Source organism: Nocardia sp. NPDC049737 (assembly GCF_040674755.1).
Taxonomy (GTDB): domain Bacteria; phylum Actinomycetota; class Actinomycetes; order Mycobacteriales; family Mycobacteriaceae; genus Nocardia.
In genome coordinates this window covers 1-16625 of sequence record NZ_JBFANH010000012.1, presented here as the reverse complement: position 1 = coordinate 16625, position 16625 = coordinate 1, and the positions used below count along the sequence as shown (strand labels likewise).

General features: G+C 64.6%; 15 protein-coding genes. 4 read left to right on the top strand and 11 right to left on the bottom strand.

The genetic code is table 11. From position 1 onward, the window contains the following. Positions 1 to 127: 127 nt before the first annotated feature. From AB0J47_RS17625 to AB0J47_RS17615, 3 genes are all read right to left on the bottom strand, one after another. Positions 128 to 409, bottom strand: coding sequence for a hypothetical protein (locus AB0J47_RS17625; protein ID WP_364346579.1), 282 nt, complete (start codon positions 407 to 409; stop codon positions 128 to 130). A 269-nt stretch (positions 410 to 678) separates the two neighbouring features. After that, entirely contained in the window at positions 679 to 1170 is a 492-nt protein-coding gene (locus AB0J47_RS17620; protein WP_364346577.1) for a MarR family transcriptional regulator, read from the bottom strand. A gap of 220 nt (positions 1171 to 1390) precedes the next feature. After that, complete coding sequence (locus tag AB0J47_RS17615) at positions 1391 to 2323, bottom strand: haloalkane dehalogenase (protein ID WP_364346956.1); 933 nt, start codon at positions 2321 to 2323, stop codon at positions 1391 to 1393. A 206-nt stretch (positions 2324 to 2529) separates the two neighbouring features. On the opposite strand from AB0J47_RS17615, the gene AB0J47_RS17610 reads away from it, so the two are divergent. After that, a complete protein-coding gene (locus tag AB0J47_RS17610) occupies positions 2530 to 2733 on the top strand; it encodes a hypothetical protein (protein ID WP_364346575.1) in 204 nt (67 codons plus the stop codon). 438 nt (positions 2734 to 3171) lie between these two features. Here AB0J47_RS17610 and AB0J47_RS17605 read toward each other — a convergent pair whose 3' ends face one another. From AB0J47_RS17605 to AB0J47_RS17585, 5 genes are all read right to left on the bottom strand, one after another. After that, positions 3172 to 4005, bottom strand: a complete 834-nt coding sequence (locus tag AB0J47_RS17605) for an NAD(P)H-binding protein (RefSeq protein ID WP_364346573.1) — start codon at positions 4003 to 4005, stop codon at positions 3172 to 3174. Positions 4006 to 4495: 490 nt separating this feature from the next. Continuing rightward, the gene (locus tag AB0J47_RS17600) at positions 4496 to 5212 is read right to left on the bottom strand and encodes a class I SAM-dependent methyltransferase (protein ID WP_364346571.1); all 717 of its coding nucleotides are present in this window, start codon (positions 5210 to 5212) and stop codon (positions 4496 to 4498) included. Positions 5213 to 5427: 215 nt separating this feature from the next. Further along, the gene (locus tag AB0J47_RS17595) at positions 5428 to 6162 is read right to left on the bottom strand and encodes an SDR family oxidoreductase (protein ID WP_364346569.1); all 735 of its coding nucleotides are present in this window, start codon (positions 6160 to 6162) and stop codon (positions 5428 to 5430) included. A 736-nt stretch (positions 6163 to 6898) separates the two neighbouring features. After that, positions 6899 to 7132, bottom strand: a complete 234-nt coding sequence (locus AB0J47_RS17590) for a hypothetical protein (RefSeq protein WP_364346567.1) — start codon at positions 7130 to 7132, stop codon at positions 6899 to 6901. A gap of 273 nt (positions 7133 to 7405) precedes the next feature. Further along, on the bottom strand, positions 7406 to 10144 hold the full coding sequence (locus AB0J47_RS17585; RefSeq protein ID WP_364346565.1) for a LuxR C-terminal-related transcriptional regulator: 2739 nt from the start codon (positions 10142 to 10144) through the stop codon (positions 7406 to 7408). Positions 10145 to 10618: 474 nt separating this feature from the next. Here AB0J47_RS17585 and AB0J47_RS17580 point away from each other — a divergent pair, with 474 nt between their 5' ends. From AB0J47_RS17580 to AB0J47_RS17570, 3 genes are all read left to right on the top strand, one after another. Next, positions 10619 to 10858: a hypothetical protein gene (locus AB0J47_RS17580; protein WP_364346563.1), complete on the top strand. Its 240-nt coding sequence runs from the start codon at positions 10619 to 10621 to the stop codon at positions 10856 to 10858. A 157-nt stretch (positions 10859 to 11015) separates the two neighbouring features. Beyond that, complete coding sequence (locus AB0J47_RS17575) at positions 11016 to 11984, top strand: alpha/beta fold hydrolase (RefSeq protein ID WP_364346561.1); 969 nt, start codon at positions 11016 to 11018, stop codon at positions 11982 to 11984. Continuing rightward, positions 11981 to 12871: an alpha/beta hydrolase gene (locus AB0J47_RS17570; RefSeq protein WP_364346559.1), complete on the top strand. Its 891-nt coding sequence runs from the start codon at positions 11981 to 11983 to the stop codon at positions 12869 to 12871. Before AB0J47_RS17575 ends, AB0J47_RS17570 begins: the two co-directional genes overlap by 4 nt. Here AB0J47_RS17570 and AB0J47_RS17565 read toward each other — a convergent pair. The 3 genes from AB0J47_RS17565 to AB0J47_RS17555 form a co-directional block, all read right to left on the bottom strand. Beyond that, complete coding sequence (locus AB0J47_RS17565) at positions 12863 to 13234, bottom strand: pyridoxamine 5'-phosphate oxidase family protein (RefSeq protein WP_364346557.1); 372 nt, start codon at positions 13232 to 13234, stop codon at positions 12863 to 12865. The two genes, AB0J47_RS17570 and AB0J47_RS17565, sit on opposite strands and share 9 nt — an antisense overlap. A gap of 257 nt (positions 13235 to 13491) precedes the next feature. Continuing rightward, positions 13492 to 14133: an integrase core domain-containing protein gene (locus AB0J47_RS17560; RefSeq protein WP_364346555.1), complete on the bottom strand. Its 642-nt coding sequence runs from the start codon at positions 14131 to 14133 to the stop codon at positions 13492 to 13494. Positions 14134 to 14855: 722 nt separating this feature from the next. Continuing rightward, complete coding sequence (locus tag AB0J47_RS17555; RefSeq protein ID WP_364346553.1) at positions 14856 to 16196, bottom strand: lipase family protein; 1341 nt, start codon at positions 16194 to 16196, stop codon at positions 14856 to 14858. Between the last annotated feature and the right edge of the window lie 429 nt (positions 16197 to 16625).

Genomic DNA, 16625 nt, shown 5'->3' with positions numbered 1-16625 from the left:
CCCCGGCGCCGCCCAATGGCGTGAACGCTGCCGCACGCGCAGTGAGAAAGACATCCGAGATTCGATGCATCCCCCTGTCGCCGGAGTCGGCTGACCGTCCTTGCGAATTCCCGGACACCGGAGCACGTCACGGACGAGTGGTCATCAGCAAATCAACCACGTAGGTCTCTTCCACCGCCTCGCCGGGGAACATCTCCCGTAGTCGCCTGCGCTCCTCGAAGAGAAAGGCACGCTTGTCCTCCTCGGCAAGGACAAGGAACGCCGAGCGACTGGTGATGTTGGAAAGGTGCAAGTCGAGCGAGACCACACGACTCCACCGCACCTGGCGGCGCGCAACTCGCAGCCCCGACAGACCCGCGAGCCGGATGGCGTCGCCGTCGTCAGGACGCGCCCGAGAAGACGGCTTCACTCCACAGTGGTACGCGATCCGCTCATGCTGCTCACTGATCCAAGGCACTCCGGACCGCAGCGCGGCACGGAATCGGCAGCAAATAGCGCCGACACGCCACCTACGCGAGAAGCTTGGAAGCCCCATCGCTAGCTTTACGCTTTCATCGCAGATGACTGCCGATAGCGCCGGGACGGCCAAAGGGCGAGCTAATTCACCGAGGACGAAGCCGCGCACGAGCGTACTACCGACGGCCAGAAAACCCAGCAACACCAATGGGCTGCTACCCCTCAGCCTTCCGCCAACTCCTCCGCTGCCTCGTGCCCCACCTCGCCGGTCCGCTGCAGGAAGTCTGCGATCACTTCGAGCTCGGCCACCGAATATCGAGCACATAACTTATCCATGCGGTTGTTCATCCCGGAGAACAACTCGAACAATTCGGAATTCCGTTCGCGCACAGCACGCAACATGACCGCACGACGATCCGAGGACTCTGGATCACGCTCGCGCACGATCCATCCCCCCTTCTGCAACCGATCCAAAATCCCCGTCATCGTCGCAGGATGCAACCCGGCACGACGTGCCAGCGCCGTAGGTGACAGCGGGCCATATCGGTTGATCAGATCCAGGCACGTCCAATCGACATCCTTGACCTCAACGCGGCCACCAAACCTCCGATTGAGCAGCGACAACTGAATATTCAAGTCACGCAATGCTTCCCGCACGTCAGCCGTCAACCTCCGCCGGCTTCGCGTCGGAGCACGGCCTGCTACTGAACTCATCCTGCGCCACCTCGCCCACGTTTATACGGCTTACATATCATACGCAGAACCGCGCAAGCATAGAAATGGCGCGCCGCGAACCACGAGCGAACGCGCATCATCAGACCGGAATGACGTTGAAGACCGCAATTCGATGCGCCCCCGCCGCCATGTCGGCACCAAACAACTCGTTCGACGGGCGGTTTCCGCCACGGCCGGGACGGCACACCCCGCGACCGGTTCAGCGAGTCGATCGGATGAATTCGTCGACGATGGCGGCCAGAGCGGCCCCCTGATCTTCCTGCACAAAGTGACCAGCGTTGGCGATCGTGACGTGCGGTTGCCCAGCGGCGCCTGGAACGTGCTCACGAAACACCCGGTCCCCACCGCCGACCCCGTAATCCTTGTCGCTGAACGCGCACAAGAACGGGATCCGCATCATCCCGAGCGCGGCCCACGCCTTGCGGTTCGCCGCTGCAGCGTCGTCGAACGGCGCGATGGGCACCAGTAGGGGAAATTGGCGAGCGCCCGCCAGATACGACTCATCGGGAAACGGTGCGTTGTACGCCGCCAGGACCGCCGGATCGAGATCGGTCACGGTGCCACGGTCGACGACCTGGCCGATGTCGAAGGGATTCGAACGCTGACTGAGCTGAAGCCACAGCGCAAAGGAACCTCCGAGGTCCTGGTCGCCGGTCGGGAACGAGGTGTTCGTCGCGATCACGCGACGAAACCGCTCTCGATGCTCCGCCAGCAACCGCAGCCCCAGCAGACCTCCCCAGTCCTGACACACCATCGTGATGTCGTGAAGGTCGAGGCGATCGAATACCGTTCGCGCCAGCCAGTCGACGTGGCTCTGATACGTGTACACGAAACGGTCGATGGGCTTGTCCGACTTGCCGAACCCGACGAGATCAGGCGCTACACAGCGATGCCCGGCGCTGACCAACGGTGGTATCACGTGCCGGTACAGGAAGCTCCACGACGGCTCTCCATGTAGCAGCAGGATGGTCTGCCCCGACGCTCGCGCCGGGTCGACAGGACGTTCGTCGAGATAGTGCACCCGCAGCTGCGTGCCAGCGCCATCACCAGCGTCGATATCGGTGTAGTGCGGTGCAAACGGATAGCCGGGCAAGCCTTCGAACCGCTCTTCCGGCGTGCGCAACACCGACATCGTCTGCGCAGCACCCACGCGAACTCTTGCGTTGGCCATCGTCAGGCTCCTCACTCTCGCACGGCCGATACCCTACGAACTACAATATTTTTATCATATTATATGAACTTCATATAGCCTCAAATGAGGCTTGCAGCGGTCCCGTACCGGGGCCAACGTGTGCTGATCACGAATATCCCCGGGTCAGTGGCGCGAAAGGCGACACGTTGGCGCGGGTGGTCAGCGACTACAAACGGTGGCGTAGCGACCTGAGCCACAACTGCTTCCGTCACGGCGTGTTCGCGCCGGCGCCAGCGCTGGCGGAGGCGTTCGCCGCCGTCGAGTTGAACGGTGAGGCTGCCCCCGGTCCCGCGAAGGTCCTGCATCGACTGCTGGTGATGATGGCGAGGGCTTCCAGGTGGGACGCGTGACAATGCCTCCAGTGTCCCGAAGACCTCCCTACACCGCTACCTCAGAGCAGCAGTGGTCGGCGGCGACATTGCGGCACCGGCTAACCCCTGGAATCTCCTGCGGCACAAGTGGTCCGGCTTCCCAATGAGGTGGGTCCGGCCACATTCACGACGGAACGAGACCGCGCTGGCGGTATGTATCGAGTGCTGGCGGCCAGGGCCTACAACCACGAAAACGGTGGTCGTGGCCGAAACTGCTCCACAACCATCCGCCTGCAGAACGTCCGCGCCCTGGGGGAACACACGCGCCGACCACACCCGTTGACCTACGGAAACTGGCTCGACGAAGTCGTTCTCACCCACCGAGAAGCCACGCAAAGCACATGACCGTATCGACAGCGCGCTGTCGTGCTCGGCCGCACACCCCTACGCCGTGCGTCGGGAGCTGAATACTGCGGGTTATGACCAGTCATCCTTGTGATCGGCTACCCAGGTGGCGAATGGGAGAGCTGGACGGCCGAGGATGTCCTCGACATTGCTGGTCACCGTGAGCGGCTGTTTGATCTCGCGGGCGTATCGAGCCATCAGGGCGTCCACGAACTGCTTGTCGAGCCCGTGCGCGATCATGCCCTTGGCGGCCATCTCGGAGGGAACCTCTTGAAAACCCAATGGCCGGTCGAGCGTTTCTCCGATGATGGCGACAAGCTGGTCCATACGCAGCGCCTCGGGGCCGGTAATCGGGATCGTTCGGCCGAGCAGCGCATCATCGACCATGGCACGTGCGATCACGTCGGCGACATCCCACTCATGGATCAGTGGCTCAGCGAATTCGGCGAACGGACCGAACACCATGTCGCCGTTGGCAACCTGACCGGACCACATCGTAAGCGTATTCATCGCAAACGAACTCGGCCGCACGCTCACCCACGGCAATCCGCTGTTCACAACCGCGCGTTCGACCTCGGTATTGCGGTCACCGTTGAACCACGAAGGCTGCAACGACACATCGTCGTCGGCGTTGATCGCCGACATCACCACCACACGTCCGACACGGTGTTCGGCGGCGTGAGCGAGCAGGCTCGCGATGTCGTCCTTAGTCGCTCGTGGATGAACAAAAAGGGAGTCGACGCCCTGCAGGGCGGAGTCGAGATCGTCGGCTGTCACTGCGTGGGCCCCTTGGGGCAGGCTCACGTTGGACTGTCGGGTCACCGCCCTGACCTGCGCTCCGCTCGCAAGGAGCGTGTCCATAAGCGGTCGACCGATCACCCCTGTTGCGCCGGTGACGAGATACATAGCAGCTCCTTCTCGAGTTGGTCCCGGATCAATCCGGCCGACATGAACCATTTTATCTCATAAAATATTGATTTCATATAATATGAGAGGCGCAATCGCCGCGGTTCCGGCATGGTCGGTGTCGAACAAGGGGTGAGTCGCCTTGTCGGTCTCATCGAACGGTCTGTTCGACCCGCCGGGTCAGGAATCCTCCGCTCGGGTCGAGGTGGCTCGAGCGCCCGGCCGCACGCCGCTCGGGCCTCGGCATCACGGCCGACAAGCCGCAACAACTCTGCGGGTCGAGTGAAAGTAGAGGTAGCCATCAAAGTCGAGGCGGTTGACGGCGCGCAACGCCGCAGCGGGGGTCGCCGGCTCGGACGATCGCGACGGCTCGGTTGAGCTCGACCACTGGGACGTATGCGCCGCGCCCGCGCAGCGTAAACGTCCGATCGGGCTCAGCCGACACCGCGCTGGGTCAGTGCTGTACGAGCCACCCGCACTGGCGAGTTCGTCAGAGCCGCTGCGCTTCCAGTGCCAAGACGGGCATCAGCATCAGTCCGTCATCAGTGAATTCAGGATGGAAGTTGTACTGTGCGAACTGATTCAACAACGGCTCAGGCGGCCTGGTGCCCTCCATACGGCCGGCTCGCAGACCGACGATCGACCAGTCCGGCGCCGTGAACGTGGTACGCAATTCGTCCTCCGAGATGGAATACAGCCCGAAGGTTTCGACACCGTCGGCGAAGTTGGCGCTGAATTGGATCAACCGGCCGCCAGGTTTGAGCACCCGGGTCAGCGCGGCCACATGCGCGCGGCGCTGCTCGGGATTCAGGCAGTGAATGAGCTGACTGCTGACGACCGTGTCGAACCGGCCGTCATATCCGTCGAGGACGGTTGCGTCGGCGACCTCGAACACCATCGACACCCCTTGCTCCGCCGCCCGGCGGCTTGCCTGGTCGATCGCCGTGGCCGCGATGTCTAGCCCGGTTACCTGGTACCCGAGACCGGCCAGGTAGATGGCGGTATCGCCCGGTCCGCAACCGGCGTCGAGTACCTCGCCGGTGATACTGCCCCGCTTCTCGAACTCCACGAGCAGCGGCTGCGGCCTACCGATGTCCCAGGGCACCCGCTCGAAGCTCAAGCCCTGGGCGGCTGTTTCGCCGCGGTACACCAGGTCGAAGTCGACTGCGCCTGATTCGTTGTTCGATACTGCACTGCTCTCGGCCATCTGGCCTGGTCCTTTCTAACAAAACGGTCGACGTTCGGCGACTATGCGACTGCGCGGGTTCCGGTGGCGGATCCGGTTGGACACGCTTTTTTGCCTGAACCAACGGGGCGGCGCAGGGGGCACGCCGGCTACTGTCGCGACGCCGGCGACCGTGACCTGTATCCCGCGCTGTCAACGGCCAAGCCCGTGAGATGTCGCGGTGCATGGCCGGCCTGTCACGCTGTGAGGCCCCCGTCGGCGGCGATGCTCTGACCGGTCACCCATCGAGCATCATGAGAGGCCAGGAAACCGACGACATCGGCGATGTCCTCCGGCTCACCGAAGCGGCCCAGTGGTGTCCGGGCGGCCCGCTCCGTCAACATCTCCTTCATGGGCTGCATCGCATCGGTATTCGTCGGCCCCGGCAGTACGCTGTTCACGGTGATTCCCCGTGGCCCCACCTCGCGGGCGAAGGCCCGGACCAACTGTTCACCCGCCGCCTTGCTCGCGGAATACAACGACATGGACGGGTCGCTCGCCCGGGTGGCCGACGACGAAATGTACACGATCCGGCCGCCGTCGCGTACTCGCTCGGCAGCCTCCCGGAACGCGACGAACGTGGCCCGGGAGTTGGCGGCGAACGACCGCGCGTAGTCCTCGTCGGACGCCCGGGCGATCGGCCCGGCAGCGAACCCGTAGGCATTGTGCACGAACACATCCAGCCCGCCGTACCTGCGTTCCGCAGCATCGAACAGCGACGTCAGCTGAGCCGGATCGGTCACATCCGCCTGCACGACGGTGGCCCGCCCACCGGCTACTTCGATCGCAGAGGCGACCTCCTCGGCAGCCTTGGCATTGCTCTTGTAGTTGACGACGACCTTCGCCCCGTCTGCAGCCAGACGCAGCGCGATCGCCCGGCCGATGCTGCGCCCACTGCCGGTGACAACGGCGACACGATCGGTATTCGACATGAAATTCTCCATTGATAGGTGGATGAAGCTCAGCAAACTGCGTAATCAGCGGTCGGCACGGCAGGGAACGCACACCTGGAGTCGCGGTCGTGGCGCCTGGCGTTCGGCCGGAGCCTCGATGATCCTTCGAGGCGCTACCCGAATCATATCTTGTCGAATTGATATTATATGTTTTCGATATCATCTTATCGAAATATCGCGGTCGTCGCAACCATGCTGAGCCCGACCTTCTCGGTCTGAGCCAGTCTCGCGCTAAGCCCACCTTTTAGCGGCGATTAGTGCCTCTACCAGCAGTGGTCTGCTGGTTTGGTTGACGATGTGCTTCTGGGCCGACGGCGACCTCGCGGGCGTCGACACCCGTCAGGATTCGGTCTGCGAACGGGGCGGCATCCGCATGTTCTTCCATATCCTCCGCGCGATAGCCGAATTCGAGCATTCTCTGATTGATCAGCCGTCATGCCCGAACTCACCGACGTGAGCCCGAACGCGAGCGTGCTCGCAATCGCCGAACGTGCCGCTGCTCTCGTGATCCGGGATAGGTATCCGCGAATATCTCGACGAGATCCAGCTACGTCGCTGCTTCGACGACTAGGACGACAGCGAGCCCGAGCTCATCAGCGAAGACGATCTCGGGCAGCTGCGGGTCCCGGCTCAGCCTGTGACAACCTCCACACGCAGGTAGCTGTAGACGGTCTCCCGACTGATCCTGAACCCCTTGGCCAGCACCGACTTCCGCTCACCCGTCAGCACGTTCGCACAGCCGATCACACCGACCGCGACCAGGGTTGTTCAACCGGTCGCCCGACAGCTCACTCAGCCGTGACACGGTGCGCTTACAGAACTGATCCTCGAAAGTCGCCCGCGCCGAACTGATCAGGCGGTCGATCCGCCCCGGCGTCGTCAGTTCGATCCGCTCGGCCCGGTAGCGCACCAACAAGGCCTCACGCAGCTGCTCGTCACGCAACTCCACCGGACACACCTCGGCCGCCCTCGTCACCGGGGCCGGCAGACTGTGACGCCCATGCTCCATACGATCGGCTAGTCAATAGTGTTGGAGGAGAGTAAATTTCGTGCGGATGTTCTGGACGCCAGCGCCTTCTCGGTCACCCAGCCGTTGTCGAAGCTGATTTCGTGCTCGGGCCGATTGACGGCTGTGCAGGATGTGAACCAGACGTTGCGTTGGACGCGAAAATCGCAGGCCCGCACCTCCGTTGAGCTGCCTCGGTGAAGGTGAAGCGCTGCTCTAGCGAATCAAACCCAGTTGCCGCGCCCGGGCGACAGCCTCGGTGCGGTTGACGGCGCCGAGCTTGCCGAAGATATGGGTGAGGTGTTTCTTGACGGTGTCGACACTGACCACCAACTCGTCGGCGATCCACCGATTCGATCTGCCTGCGACCAGCAGGCCCAGAACGTCGCGCTCACGGGCGGTCAGTTGCTCGACCAAGCCCGGCACCAATGCCGCGGCACTCGACCCGGAACCTTGGACGACGTGCTTGTGGCTGAGCGCTTGCAACACCCGGGCCACATATCCGAGGGGCACGCCGCGGGCTGCGTGGTCCGCCTGCTGGGCCGCGATCAGTCGGCGGAGTAGGACGCCCATCGGGGCACCCTCGTCGGCGAAAACCCGAACATAGCCTTGCGGGCAGGCGAGTGTGAGCGCATTGGCCAGTGCGTCGACAGCGCTTTTCTCCGCACCGCGAGCGGCGAGGGCCAGCGCCTGTAGCGCCTGGATCTCGATGATGCTCCCCACACGGCCTTGGGTGGCCGCCGCCGCGAGCATGTTTTCCAACAGTGCAAGTGCCGGGTCGGGCAAGTCTTGTGCGAGCAGCAACCGGGCCAGCACCAGATACTCAGGCTCCCGGGAATAGTCCGGCTCGCCCTCCGCGCTCAGGGCGCGTTCCTTCGTCCAATGGGCCGCCGCGACAACGTCGCCCTGTGCGAGGTGCAACCGCGCCCATTGCACTGGAACGGGGTTGAACAGGTCAGCCATGGCTGTGCCCAACGTGAGCTGCTCGGCCTCGCCGATCGCTTCCATCGCCCCGGCCGGATCACCCTTGGCCTGCCGAATCCAGGCCAGCGTTGTCAGCCCCGCGGCCAGCGGCTGAGTGTAGGTTAGCTGCCGGCAGTGTGGGATGCCCTCTGTTACGTCCCGGAGGGCCGCATCAAGCTCGCCTCGCTGGTAGGCCACCTCCGCCATGCCGACGTACCCCATGCCAGCAGTCGACAGAGTGGACACACCGGGTCGTGCGGTGATCTCGAGTGCCTGCTGGTATGCGCCGAGTGCTGCGTCCAGGCGGCCTTGGGCGCGCTGCACCTGGCCGAGGTGGTAGTAACCTCGAACAGCCAGGGAACACTCGTCCGCCGCCTGCCACTGGGCGATGCTCGAGGTGAAAGCCCGCTCGGCTTCTTCGAGCCTGCCACGCAGCCATTCGGCCAAGCCCAGTTGCCACCAGGTTACGGACTCCAGCATCCACTCGTCCTCACCGAGTTCGGCCAGTGCCCGTGCGGCGAACGCGGCCGTTCCCTCGGCATCGCGGTGCAAATAGGCGAGCCAGGCACGACCGAGTGCGATCGCTGCGGGGACGTTCGCCAGCCAGCTCGCGGGTCTGCCGACCGACGGCTCGAACGGCTCTTCACCAGCGTCTGCAGACGTCCGCTGAGCAGCGTCGAGCCGCGGCCCAGCCGCGTCCATGTTGCTACCCACGAGCGCCATCCACGCCTGTGCCAGGCACAGGCGGGGCCGTGACTGGATGAGCTCGGCGGGCAGTTCGGAAAGCCAACGATGCACCGTCGCCTGCTCGCCCTGACGGAAGATCCCGTCAAAGTACCGTTCGATCATCCGCGCAGCCCAGGCTGTGTCGTCCACACGTAATGCGTGGTGTACGGCCTCGTCGGCGAGCCCATGCGCCTCGCACCAGGCTGCCGCGTTCCGGTGCAGTGCTGAGGCCCGTCCGGGCTGTTCGTGCTGCAATTGGGCGCGGAGCAGCTCGGCAAACAGATGGTGATAGCGCCACCAGCCGCGTACCTCATCCAGCGGTACGAGGAACAGGCCGGCCAGCTCGATCCCTTCCAGCATCTCCTGACCATCCGCCCGGCCGGTGACGGCGTCGCAGAGCTCCCCGCTGAGGCGCTCGAGCACTGAGGTCTCCAGCAGGAACCCGCGCACCTGCTCGCTCAGTTGCTCGAGAACCTCCCCTGCCAGGTAGTCCAGGATGTAGCGGTGGCTGCCGCTGAACGCTGCTGCGAACTGGGCGGGATTCGCCTGGCTTCGCAGCGAGAGGCCGGCCAACTGCAGTCCGGCTGCCCAGCCCTCGGTGCGGGCGGCAAGCATCGTTACTACCGCGTCGGGCAAGCCGCCGCCAGTCGCTCCACGCAGCAGCGCCGCTGCTTCGTCCGGTGCGAAGCGGAGCTCGTCGGCGCGCAGTTCAGCCAGCTGACCCCGGGCCCGCAACCGCGCTAGCGGCAGCGGCGGGTCGGACCGGCTGGCCAGCATAAGCCGCAGACCTGTCGGCGGGTGCTCCAGCAGAAGCGTCAGCGCGGCGTGAACCGCCTGTGCATCAATCAGGTGGTAGTCGTCGAGGACCAGCAGTACCTCATCCTCACCAGACCAGGCGTCGAGTTCGTTGATCAGCGCCGTCACCAGTCCTTCGAACGAGGTTGGGGCAGGCGGGCCCAGCAGCGGGCCGACCTGCTCGCCGATTCCCGGGCGCACCCGATCGAGCGCCGCAACCACGTGCCGCCAAAACCGCGCCGGGTCATTGTCCGCCGCATCAAGCGATAGCCAGGCAACCGGCCGTCGGCCACTTCGAGCCCATTCGGCCAGCAAGCCCGTCTTGCCGAACCCTGCCGGAGCGCAGACCAGGACCAGCCCCGGCTTCAGATCTGCGTCGAGCCGACCCACGAGCCGCGGGCGGGGCACGAAGCCCAGGCGCAGCCCGGGCACACGCAATTTGGTGGCTAGCAGCGCATCCTGCTCGGACATGGCACCTCGTAACGGGTAAGCCGCGGGCGGGCTCAGCCGTCGGTAACCCACCGCTCAGCACGTCCAGCGATGGTTAGCTCGGTTGCTGGCTGGGCCGATTGTAATGGCGGCCAACCAGGCACTCCCGCTGCGGACCGCCCGGCATGGGCGGCAACGAGAGAATCCTGGGCCTGCCCTAGTACCACTTTTGGGCCGGACGCGTCTTCGGAGATTCCACCTGTATATCCACCTTTGGGTGACGCGCCGGTCTGGGGGCGTTCGTAGCGTATCGGTTACGGAAATGGCCATCAGCGGGAGGAATCGGGAATGGATGCGCTCAGTCTCGACCAATACACGACCTGTCCCTCAGGCGCCGGGGAGGCGCTCCCTACGCGTAACGCGTTGCCCCATGCCATGGCCCGCCGCCCTCTGGCTCCTCGAGCGGCAGCGCCAATGCGGCCGGGCATTGGTTCTGTGCCAGGACCGTGAGGGGGTGTGAAGGGCTCGGGATGGCCGGCGCATTACGAGATCCGCGTCGATGGCCTCCTCGACGATCGGTGGGCCGACTGGTTCGGCGGACTGCAGGTCAACGGCGAGGCCAGTCAGACCGCCATCTTTGGCCTGATTGCTGATCAACCCGCATTGCACGGTGTTCTGACCAAAGTCCGCGACCTCGGGCTATGTCTGGTCTCGGTGCGTCGACTGAGCCCCGACGAAGCCAGGGATGGAACGTAGCAATGAGACGCAACCGGCACTCGGACGCCGGGGCCCGATTCTTTCACCACATCCCGCGGGCACCCGAGATAAGGAGCCCGTCACCACCAGCGACGCGGATACCGGAGCTAGCAGCCATACCGATCAGCGCCCAACTATCAGAAGAGGAAAGCTCCAAATGACCGAACAAGACACACCCGAGTCCGTCGATCGGGAGAAGGTTCGATTCGTCAGCGGCGACACCGTATGTGCCGCCTGGCATTATCGGGGAACCAACGGCGCCTGCGTGATCATGGCAGGCGGGTTCGCGGTACCCAAGGAGCCGGCCACCGACCAGTTCGCGAAGCGATTCAACGATGCGGGGTTTGCGGTCCTCGCCTTCGACTACCGCCGCGTCGGTGAGAGCGACGGGCAGCCACGCCTCGCCTTTTCGGCCAGAAACCAGCTCAACGATTGGCAGGCCGCGATCGACTTCGCCCGGACTCTGCCGGGAGTCGATCCGACCAAACTCGCGGTCTGGGGGTTCTCCGCCTCCGGCGGTCACATCTTCCGGGTCGCGGCACGCAACCCGCAGCTCGGCGCGGCGATCGCACAGACACCGAACCCCGACGGTCCGGCCCTCAGCCGCAACGCCATGCGCCACCAGAAGCCACTGGCGATGCTACGTTTCACCGGCCGGGGCGTTGTCGATGCCCTCGGTAGTCTCGTGGGGCGTCCACCGCGATTGGTGCCGCTCGTCGGAGAGCCCGGGACCGTCGCGATGCTCACGACGCCGGACGGACTCGATACCGGACTCGCACTGCGTTCGCACATGTACCCGGACTGGCAGCAGACGGTCGCTGCCCGTACCGCGCTTCGCTTCACTCTCTATCGGCCCGGCCGCGCCGCGTCCCAGGTGCAGTCGCCGCTACTTGTCATGGTCTGTGACCGCGATCAGACGTCGCTCGTCAAGCCATCCGTGAAGGCGGCGAGCCGCGCTCCACGCGGGGAGCTCGTCGAAATATCCGGTCCCCACTACGCCCCGTTCTTGGATAAGCACGAGCAAGCCGTCGAGGCGCAGTTATCCTTCCTGCACCGGCACCTATTCGATCATCCGGCAGCGAATCACTCCGGCATCCCCCATACCTCGCGGAAGCAAAAGGTATGAAGCAGATCGAGCTGTCCGCGGGAACTATCGACTACCAAGACACCGGCGGTGACGGCCCCCCGATTGTGCTACTGCACGGATTGATGATGGACGCTTCACTGTGGGACGGACCAATTGCCGAACTATCCCTCGACCACCGATGCGTGGCGCCGACATTGCCGCTCGGCGCGCATCGGCACGGGATGCACGCCGAGGCTGACCTTTCTTTGCCCGCGATAGCCCAGCTGGTCGCGGAATTCCTCGACCGCCTCGACCTGTACGACGTGACCCTCGTCGGCAATGACACCGGCGGCGCGCTTGTCCAGCTACTCATGGGCGATGGCACTGTACTCGCGCGACAACGCGTGGGGCGGGTCGTACTCGTCTCGTGCGAGGCGTTCGACAACTTCCCTCCCGGGCTGACCGGCAAGCTGCTCATGCTCACCGGCAAGCTCTCGCCAGCACTGTTCGGGCTGTTCATGCAGCAAATGCGGTTCCGGATGCTCCGGCACAGCCCGCTCGCGTTCGGGTGGCTTACCAAACGCGGAGACGCAACGGTCGCCGGTTGGATGGAGCCGCCCCTGACTCAGCCGGAGATCCGTCGCGACACAGTGCGAATGCTGCGAGCCGCGGCGGCAGATACGAGCTTCTTGCTCGCCTCAGCCGAGTATCTGCCGAGCTTCGACCGCCCCGTCCTCGTGGTTTGGGCGGCCGACGACCGGGTGATGCCACCCGAACACGGCAGACGCCTGGTCGAATTGCTCCCCCACGCACAGTTGATCGAGATAGCAGATAGTTACACTCTCATCCCACTCGACCAACCAGCCAGACTCGCCCGGGTCATCCGGCAGTTCGCTAGCCCATCACGTACAACCGAGCCGCCGCGCGGAACATCCCGGTCAGCGTGACTCGCCCATGTACGTCGGGACAAAGTGGATAGGTTTTGGGGATTCACTCGTCCGACGTGGGTATCCCGATCTCGTTGGGGCACAACGGATCGATGTGACACCTGGCGATCTGCTTACTTGATCGCCAACCGTTGTCGGCACGAGAAGCGCCTTGCGTTCCCTGTCGCCCGTGGTGAAGCACAACCCACCCAGACTCCACGCCGCCAGCAACGGCGTCACGTGCGGTCGCCCGTCCGGGCGCACTGTGGAAAGCCAGAACACCTCCGCCGCACCGACGACCGCCAACGCCGACGCCCACGGCGTCGCCTGCGCGTCCGGAGACGAGAACGGCCCCAGCACAACATCCGGTTCACAGTCTGACATGTCACCTCCTTCGGTCACCGAGGCATGCGACACCAGTGAAACAGCGGCAGCAAGCCGACCTCCACGCTCTCCAACAGGTTTTGCGTGGCTACTGATAAAAGACGTGAACGCGCCGGGAAACTCATCGGTTAGCGCAGGTATCGGCAAGCCGTTCCGGCGTAACCCAAGTGATGCGGTAGATCGTCGCCGACCCCACTGCGGGAAGACATTGACGCCGAGGCACGACGTCAGACCGAAGGGTTACCCGACGCAATCATTCAGCCAGAGCAGGGACCCGCGTCCGCTGCCTCCTCACTGGCGGTGGCTGAGAAGGCCGTAATCGGTGTTCGATCGCCGAGCGCCTGGTGCGGTCTGATCGAGTTGTAGATAATCCGGAATCGGTGGACTTCCATGTCCAGAGCGTCACCGTCGGTGATCACTCCGCGGAACAGGTGCTCGTACTTCAAGGTGCCGAAGAGCCGCTCGATCACACCGTTTGTCTGCGGTGAACGCACCCGCGTGCGAACATGCCGGAGCAACGGGTCCGGCCCAGCGAAAGCGGTCTTGAACACCTCCCCGCGAAAACAGGGACCGTTATCCGACACCACCGCGATCGGGGCGGGCACCATGCCGAGCACTTCGCCGGCCGGACCGATTACCTCGGTCAGCCCTCGGTCAGCCCGCAGGTCACCCAGCCCGAGAACTCTCTCGGCCTCGGTGACCGCGAGCGTCAGGCAGGCGAGTGCGTCGGCGCCGCGGGCGGTCGGTGTCACGGCGACCGCTAGGCAGTACTTGGTGGCGTAGTCGATCACCGCGCAGATCCGCCGGATACCGCCACCGGTTGTCTCGAACTCGCTGAAATCGGTCTGCCATACCCGATTGCGTTGCGTGGGTGGATCGCGGAATACCTTGCGTCGCAACACTGCCCATGATTTCCGGTCGGCGCGATACTCGCGTGGCAGCAGCAAACCGCGACGCCTCAGTGCCCGCTCCACCGTCGAGGTGGATACCTCGTATCCGTCGCGCGCATCATGGCGGCGATCTTGCGATGTCCCCAGGCCGGCCCTAGGCGGTGTCGAGAAATCTGGCGAGACCCAGTTGCGTCCGACAAACTGCTTTGATCGATTCTTGTCCAGCCACCCCGCGTGGCGACGCACGATAGTCGCCATTGCCGACGGTCATTCGCGGGGCCACTGCGGCGACAGCAGTCACCGATGGCGGTCAGAGCTGAGCCCGTGCCCAGGGCGAAGTGGCGTGATTGCGTGGGCTGCCTCGAGTTCTTGCCGCAGTCGGTGGTTTTCCAACCTCAGGCGTTGGATCGCGGTGACCGCGAGGTCGAGGTGCTCTTGCAAGTCTCGGTCGCGTTGCCGAAGCTTTGCCTCGGTTTGTCGACGCTCCTTCTAATGGCCCCTACGTGGCATCCGAATTATGAGCGCCCGGCGAAGGGTTCGATCGTGGACGCGGTCCAAACCCCACCCCGATCGCTTTTCCGCAAGAGGTCACGAGAGCGATCGGGGGTTGGCTGGGGGTGCGCCGCATCCAAGTCGGGCTGGTGTCGAGGCATCCGGCCATGTCCGCTGTGCCGGAAGGCGTGTGCTCTGATCCGCCGACTCCGGCGAGTCGGAGCACACGCACACACCGGTCAGTCGATAGTGCAGCCGGCGACCGGTTTGTCGGCGAGCCGATCGAGTAGGTACGTGATCGCGTTATCGGGTCCGAATCCGTCGATGATCTCGGGTCCGAAATGGTTGGGGATTGTTGCGCCGGAGAAGATCGGCGGCAGATCGTTGGTGCGGAAGGTGACCGCCGCCCCCTTCGCGCACCATTCCTCGGCCAGCCGACGAGCCTGCCCGTACGGCACCGTGTCGTCATTGAGGCCGCTGGTGATCAGAACCGGCGTCCTCGGGGTCAGACTGCCGACATGCATGTCGGCCAAGGCGGGCGCCGCTTCCGGAATCGCGTCGAGATGCTCTGTCAGCGAACGGCCATCGATTGTCAGCGTGCTCGTTTTCAGGAAGGGCTGACGGGTGATGACATCCCCGATGCATTCGGTGCTCAGCGTATCGAGCATGGCGCGTCCAGCGGGGCTGGTCACTCGGTCGACCGCTTTGTGCAGGTCGGGATAGCGAGCGAGCAGTCCGTTGATCGCGAAACCGATGGCGCCACCGATAAGTGCGCCGTCGATGCGCTGCAGGATCGCGGCAAGGTCGGCGACCGGCCCACCTGCCCAGGTGCCTTTGAGGTTCAACTCCGGCGCATAGTCCGGTTGCATCTCCGCCGCCCCCGCTGTCGCGCCCCCGCCCTGGGAGTAACCCCAAAACACCACGGGGGTTTCCGGTCCGACACCGCCCAGGTGCTGCGCCGCGCGAGCACCGTCGAGGATGGCGTGGGCGCCTTCGATCCGGTTGGCGAAAGTGTGCATACCCGGTGTCCCGAGTCCGATGTAGTCGGTCACCAGGACACGGGCGCCGAGAGCACTCCACACCGCGGCCGACGGCGCTTCCTGATTTGCCGACAGCGACACCGACGGGTCGGCGGTGATGGTCACGCCGGTCGAGAACGCCACCGACATCGCGCAGTGGTCGGCCTGACCGGCGGTCCCGGGACCGATCACCACGGTCGGGCGCGGACCCGAGCCTCGCCACGGGTTGGTCGGCTCCACATAGGTGCCGGTCACCGCGGCCGGGGAACCGTCCTGGTATCGCGTCGTATACATGATGCGCTCGGCTCGAACCGGCCACCCGGTAACACTGGGCGGGGCCGCGAACACGGTCATCGGCTCGGTCTTGATCACCGCGCCCGGCTGCGACGAGAACTGCTCGGGCGGGGTGTAGAACGCGCTCACCGGCGCGGCCGCCGCCTGCGGCGCGCTGGTTCCGACCCCGGCCACCACGGTCCCGCAGGCCACGGCCGCCACCAGAGCCAGCCGTCCGGTGTATGTCGACAATCCCGGCGCGGGACGCCGCCAACCCTGCTGCTGCATCAATAACCCTCTTCAACTCCCACCCTGGCGCCGTCGCCAGAGTGCCCTAGGCCGCATAACACTCGACGGAATGAGACCCGCCACAGCTGCGCGCTACGGGACAGTAACATAGTTACTGATCGCTCCACAGCACGCCGGATCAGTGTCAGCGACTCTCACTCGTGTGTCCGCGCGATGACATCGTCGATGACGACGCCGTCGAGCAGCCGGTAGAACTCCTCGGCGTCGATGCGTTTCGACCGCCAACGGCACAACATGATCACGCCGTGGCCGCCCCACTTTCAGCGCCCTGACCAGCAGCATCAACGATCACGGAGTCCGGCTGGAGTATTAACACGACAGTTGTATTTCGTTGTGTGACAGTCGTTGTCGATGGTATTTGGTTTGTCGGACGCGGGTTTGGTGGCGTCGGCGCCATCGGGAGGCGGC

Excerpts from the sequence above, each read along its gene's own strand:
- AB0J47_RS17600 (WP_364346571.1), bottom strand. The coding sequence starts at position 5,212 with ATGGCCGAGAGCAGTGCAGTATCGAACAACGAATCAGGCGCAGTCGAC.
- AB0J47_RS17605 (WP_364346573.1), bottom strand. The coding sequence starts at position 4,005 with ATGTATCTCGTCACCGGCGCAACAGGGGTGATCGGTCGACCGCTTATG.
- AB0J47_RS17565 (WP_364346557.1), bottom strand. The coding sequence starts at position 13,234 with ATGTCAGACTGTGAACCGGATGTTGTGCTGGGGCCGTTCTCGTCTCCG.
- AB0J47_RS17620 (WP_364346577.1), bottom strand. The coding sequence starts at position 1,170 with ATGAGTTCAGTAGCAGGCCGTGCTCCGACGCGAAGCCGGCGGAGGTTG.
- AB0J47_RS17555 (WP_364346553.1), bottom strand. The coding sequence starts at position 16,196 with ATGCAGCAGCAGGGTTGGCGGCGTCCCGCGCCGGGATTGTCGACATAC.
- AB0J47_RS17585 (WP_364346565.1), bottom strand. The coding sequence starts at position 10,144 with ATGTCCGAGCAGGATGCGCTGCTAGCCACCAAATTGCGTGTGCCCGGG.
- AB0J47_RS17615 (WP_364346956.1), bottom strand. The coding sequence starts at position 2,323 with ATGTCGGTGTTGCGCACGCCGGAAGAGCGGTTCGAAGGCTTGCCCGGC.
- AB0J47_RS17575 (WP_364346561.1), top strand. The coding sequence starts at position 11,016 with ATGACCGAACAAGACACACCCGAGTCCGTCGATCGGGAGAAGGTTCGA.
- AB0J47_RS17570 (WP_364346559.1), top strand. The coding sequence starts at position 11,981 with ATGAAGCAGATCGAGCTGTCCGCGGGAACTATCGACTACCAAGACACC.
- AB0J47_RS17595 (WP_364346569.1), bottom strand. The coding sequence starts at position 6,162 with ATGTCGAATACCGATCGTGTCGCCGTTGTCACCGGCAGTGGGCGCAGC.